We start from the raw sequence: 5591 nt of genomic DNA on the forward strand, positions 1-5591 counted from the left end.
GCCTGCTGAACGAATGAAAGGTTTGCCTACCCAATTTTTTGCTACCCTCGTAGGTAAAGCAAATGAACAAATTGCGTTAGGACATGATGTAATCAATCTGGGACAAGGCAACCCGGATCGCCCAACGCCACCTCATATCGTAGCTTCGATGCAAGAAGCAGCCGCTAATCCTTTGTACCATAAATACCCGCCATTCAGTGGTTTTCCGTTTCTGAAACAAGCGATTGCGCAGCGTTACAAGGAAGATCACCAGGTTGATCTTGATCCGGACACGGAAGTTGCTATTCTTTTTGGCGGCAAAACAGGACTCATCGAGATCGCTCAGTGCTTGCTGAACCCTGGTGATGTTTGCCTTGTACCAGACCCGGGGTATCCGGACTATTGGTCAGGCGTCGCATTAGCCGGTGCGGAGATGGCTTTCATGCCTTTGCGAGAAGAAAATAACTTTCTTCCGGATTATTCCGCATTGAAGCAATCTGACCTTGATCGTGCGAAGCTTATGTTCATTAACTATCCGAACAATCCGACTGGCGCCACGGCACCCGCTTCCTTCTATGAAGAAACCGTTCAATTCGCGCAGAAGAGCGGCGTGGTCGTAGCGAGTGATTTCGCTTACGGCGCAATCGGATTCGATGGGGAGAAGCCGATCAGCTTCCTACAAACGCCTGGCGCCAAAGAGGTTGGCATCGAGTTCTACACACTCTCCAAAACATATAACATGGCAGGCTGGCGCGTAGGTTTTGCGCTTGGTAACCGCGAAGTTATCCGCCTCATCAACTTAATGCAGGATCATTACTACTGCTCCTTGTTCGGCGGTATTCAAGCAGCGGCAGCAACGGCGCTTACTGCTTCTCAAGATTGCGTAAGCGAGCTTCGAGATGTATATGAGAGTCGCCGTAATGCCTTGTACTCCGCTCTTGCGGACATTGGCTGGAATGCCCGTCCTTCCCAGGGGTCCTTCTTCTCTTGGCTCCCTGTACCGAAGGGACACACATCGCAAAGCCTTGCTGATCTGCTTCTTCAGGAAGCAAAAGTTGTCGTCGCGCCAGGCATTGGCTTTGGTACACATGGCGAGGGTTATGTCCGTCTTGGTCTCTTATCTTCGGAAGAAAGATTAGCAGAAGCTGTGCAGCGCATCGGGAAGCTGAATCTATTCGGCTAATCAGAAAAATAGAGGCATATGTTTCTTTACAAACGCTCGTACCCCGTGCTATTCTATATAGAACCAAAAAAGGAAGTCTTCCAAAACTTCTATATCGCAATGTTATGATGGGAATAGTAGGAACGTGCAGCACGTAACCAGAGAGTGAGCTCCAGCGACTGAGAGAGCTTGCCGTGAACCGATTCCGAACCCGCCCCTGAACCGTCAACGATGAGTTGAACAGCCCCTGCTGTTATCCAGGGAATCTAGAGTTGGGTGCAGCCTTTTGGCGTGCGCCAATCTAAGGTGGTACCGCGGAAGCTACAGACTTTCGTCCTTATGTTATGAGGACGGGAGTCTTTTTTTGTATCTACATGTACATATTTGCACAAACAAAGGATGGGATCGTAATGACACAGCGCATCGTCGTGAAAATCGGCAGTTCTTCTTTAACTTCAGATACGGGTGGGTTAAATCCCGATAAAATCCGGTTTTTCGCATCGGAACTAGCTCAATTGCAGAAGGACGGCAACCAAGTCCTGCTCGTGACATCCGGCGCCGTTGCCGCAGGCTTCACCTCCCTTGGGTACCGCACGCGGCCCAAGGTGCTGCACGAGAAGCAAGCCGCTGCCGCTGTCGGGCAAGCGCTGCTCATGCAGGCGTACCATGAAGCCTTTGCGTCCCACGGCGTAAGCGTGGCACAAATTTTGCTGACTCGGTACGACTTCTCCAACCGCAAGCGCGTCCAGAACGCGCTGATGACGATCGACGAGCTGCTGCAGCGCGGTGTCGTCCCAATTATCAACGAGAATGACACCGTCTCGGTGGATGAACTGAAATTCGGCGACAACGATACCTTGTCAGCCTTGGTGGGCAATTTGGTGAAGGCCAGCAAATTGATCATCATTACCGATATGGACGGCCTGTACACGGACGATCCGCGTAAGAACGCGAACGCACAGCGTATCGATCGCGTAGCTGCTATCAGCGATGAGCTATTCAGCTTCGCTGGTGGTTCAGGGAGCGCTGTCGGCACCGGCGGCATGCGCTCCAAGCTTGAAGCCGCCCGCATCGCGATGCGCGGGGGCGTGCCGGTCTTCATCGGGCGCGTGCTGGAGCCCGGCGATTTGCCGATTGCCGTTGGCGGCAGCGGCAAGGGCACGTACTTCGACACGGCGCTGAATAATCTGCCGGTGAAGAAGCAGTGGGTAGGCTTCCACTCGCTGCCCCAAGGACAAATCCTCGTCGATCCAGGCGCGAGGTTGGCTCTGATGAGCGGCGGCAAGAGCCTGCTCCCCGCCGGGATCATTGGCGCTACCGGGGACTTCCACCCCGGTGACGTGGTCGAAGTGCTCAGCAACGAAGGCATGCTGCTCGGACGCGGCGTAGTCAATTACGCTGCTTGGCAAATACAAGCAGCTGCGGGATTATCAACCGAAGAAGTGCAGAAGCGCGTCGAAGTAGCAAGAATTGAAGTCATTCACCGGGATGAATGGGTTCCCCTTGCTTAATATGAGAGATGAAAGTGAGGCACATGAGCGATGAGACAACAACGCATGCTGATCCCAACTTTAAGAGACGTCCCGGGTGATGCTGAAGCTGCAAGCCACAAGCTGATGCTGCGCGCAGGATTGATCCRTCAGCTATCTAGCGGTATCTACTCCTATTTACCTCTGGGGCTCAAAGCCCTTCAACATATTCAAACCATCGTTCGAGAAGAGATGGACGCTGCTGGTTCACAAGAAATGCTCATGCCAGCGCTTCACCCATCCGAACTATGGAAAGCATCCGGCCGTTGGGATGTTTATGGACCCGAATTAATGCGACTCGAGGACAGGCATGGTCGTGAGTTTGCTCTAGGAGCGACTCATGAGGAAGTGATTACTACGATTGTGAAGGACGAAATTCAATCCTAYAAAAAACTGCCTGTTACACTTTATCAAATACAAACGAAGTACCGGGATGAACGAAGACCAAGATTCGGTCTGCTGCGTGGGCGTGAGTTTCTGATGAAGGATGCGTATTCCTTCGATCGTTCACAGAGCGGTCTCGACGAAAGCTACGAGAGCATGTACAACGCTTATCATCGTATTTTCACACGTTGCGGTTTAAATTTTCGGGCGGTTGAAGCTGATTCCGGGGCCATCGGCGGTACGGATACACATGAGTTCATGGCGCTCGCCGACATTGGGGAAGACACCATTGTTCACTGCCCTTCCTGTCATTATGCTGCCAATTTGGAGAAAGCGGTTGGTCAATTGCCAACAGCATCTGCAATTGATGCAAGCAAGCAGTCAGACTTAAACGCCAAGCCCCAAAAAGTGCATACACCACAGGTGACCAGCATTAAACAGCTAAGTGAGTTCCTACAAATCTCAGCTCAGCAAATTATTAAATCTATCGCGATTGAAGCGAATGGCGTACCTGTTATCGTCCTTCTTCGTGGTGACTGTGAAGTCAACGAAATTAAATTGAAAAATGTCTTAGGCGGTTCAGAATTCACGATGCTTTCCGAAGCCGACATCCACAAAATAGGCTCCATCGCTGGATTCATTGGACCCCTTGGACTTCAACATATCAAGATCATCGCGGACTCATCGATCATAGGCATGCAGGACGCAGTCATCGGGGCCAATGAAGCTGATTTTCACCTCATGCATGTTCAAGTAGAACGCGATCTCGCCGATTTGACTTACTATGATCTGCGCAATGTTACCGAGGGCGAGCGCTGCATAACCTGTGGACATGAACTCTCTTTTGCCAAAGGAATCGAGGTTGGTCATGTTTTCAAGCTAGGAACCAAATACAGCCGGTCATTAGGCGCGTCGTTCAGCGACGAGAATGGCGCTTCCGAGCCCATCATTATGGGCTGCTATGGAATTGGTGTTTCTCGTGTGCTAGCCGCCATTATCGAGCAGAACTATGATGAGCGCGGCATCATCTGGCCGGCATCTGTCGCTCCATTCGCCGTTCATCTGCTTACGGTTCATATACAGGATGAGATTCAGATGAAGTTATCCACAGAGATATACAATTCATTGACTGAAGCCGGATATTCCGTCCTCTGGGATGATCGTGAAGAACGTCCTGGTGTCAAATTCAACGATGCCGACCTGCTTGGCTTCCCGCTTCGAATTACCGTAGGGAAGAAAGCGGCAGAGCATATCGTAGAATGCAAAGAACGCCGCAGCGGAGATCAATATGAACTTACAACGGAGCAAATAGCTGCTCATTGCCAAACTTTTTTCCAAACAGGAGGTCGATCTTCCCATGAGTGAAGTCGTTCAGAAGTCCAAATTAGCAAAACAAGCTGCCCAAACAATGGGTAATCTCACAACGGAACAGAAAAACACAGCGCTGCTGCTTATGGCAGATGCCCTTGTTACTGAACAACAAGCCATTATTGAAGCTAATGCCAAAGATCTGGCGCGTGGCAAACAATTAGGCACTAGTGCTTCCCTGCTAGACCGTCTTGCCCTTAACGAAACGCGAATTGCAGCCATCGCCGAGGGATTGCGTCAAATTGCTGAATTGCCCGATCCAATCGGGGATACGCTCGAAGATTTTGAACGTCCGAATGGTCTTCGCATTCGCAAAATTCGCGTTCCACTTGGCGTGATCGGCATCATTTATGAAGCTAGACCCAATGTTACGGTAGATGCCGCAGGATTGTGCCTCAAAACAGGCAACGCCGTCGTGCTGCGTGGCGGCTCTTCCGCTCTATTTTCCAATGAGAAAATCGTCGAGGTTCTGCATGGCGCGCTAAATCGGTCTGCCATCCCAGCTGATGCTCTTCAATTGATCCTGAGTGCTGACCGCAGTTCTGTGGATGAAATGCTGAAACTGAATGGCCTCATCGACGTTCTTATCCCAAGAGGCGGACACTCACTTATTCAAAATGTTGTCAACAACGCCTCCGTCCCTGTCATTGAAACAGGCGCAGGTGTGTGTCATACTTTTATAGACGAAAGTGCACAGCTTGAAATGGCCATCTCTATTGGGCTTAACGCCAAGGCTCAACGTCCTTCCGTCTGCAATTCGATGGAAACTTTGCTTGTCCATGACTCTGTGGCATCCAAACATTTGAACACGATTGCTGAAGCCTTCACGGGTGCAAATGTCGAGCTTAGAGGAGATCAGCATGCCAAAGCATTAATTCCTAGCATGCAGAATGCTGCTGAACCGGAATGGGCGACGGAATACGGAGATTACATTCTTAATATCAAAGTGGTCAAAGATTTGGATGAAGCGCTTGACCACATTCGCCAATTCGGGACGATGCATTCCGAATGTATTGTGACGGAAGATGCCTCTAATGCGGAGAGATTCCTGCAAGAAGTCGATGCGGCAGCGGTTTACCACAATGCGTCGACGCGTTTCACAGATGGCTTTGAATTCGGATTCGGTGCGGAGATCGGCATTTCTACTCAAAAACTGCACGCTCGCGGAC

General features: G+C 50.7%; 4 protein-coding genes. All 4 read left to right on the top strand.

Annotated elements, in window-relative coordinates:
* A partial coding sequence (locus tag AC1DUA_RS20920; RefSeq protein WP_477501610.1) for an aminotransferase class I/II-fold pyridoxal phosphate-dependent enzyme occupies positions 1–1162 on the top strand: 1162 nt, incomplete at its 5' end.
* A gap of 389 nt (positions 1163–1551) precedes the next feature.
* The gene (gene proB, locus AC1DUA_RS20925) at positions 1552–2652 is read left to right on the top strand and encodes a glutamate 5-kinase (protein ID WP_477501611.1); all 1101 of its coding nucleotides are present in this window, start codon (positions 1552–1554) and stop codon (positions 2650–2652) included.
* Positions 2653–2682: 30 nt separating this feature from the next.
* Positions 2683–4419 (top strand): proline--tRNA ligase, encoded by a 1737-nt coding sequence (locus AC1DUA_RS20930; RefSeq protein WP_477501612.1) that lies wholly within the window; start codon positions 2683–2685, stop codon positions 4417–4419.
* Positions 4412–5591, top strand: a 1180-nt coding sequence (locus AC1DUA_RS20935; RefSeq protein WP_477501613.1) for a glutamate-5-semialdehyde dehydrogenase, incomplete at its 3' end; no start/stop codon positions are given. The genes AC1DUA_RS20930 and AC1DUA_RS20935, both read left to right, overlap by 8 nt.

The sequence above is a fragment of the Paenibacillus sp. 01T422 genome, from assembly GCF_056398785.1.

What these genes read in the sequence shown, in the direction of transcription:
- proB (WP_477501611.1), top strand. Translation starts at nt 1,552, where the DNA reads ATGACACAGCGCATCGTCGTGAAAATCGGCAGTTCTTCTTTAACTTCA.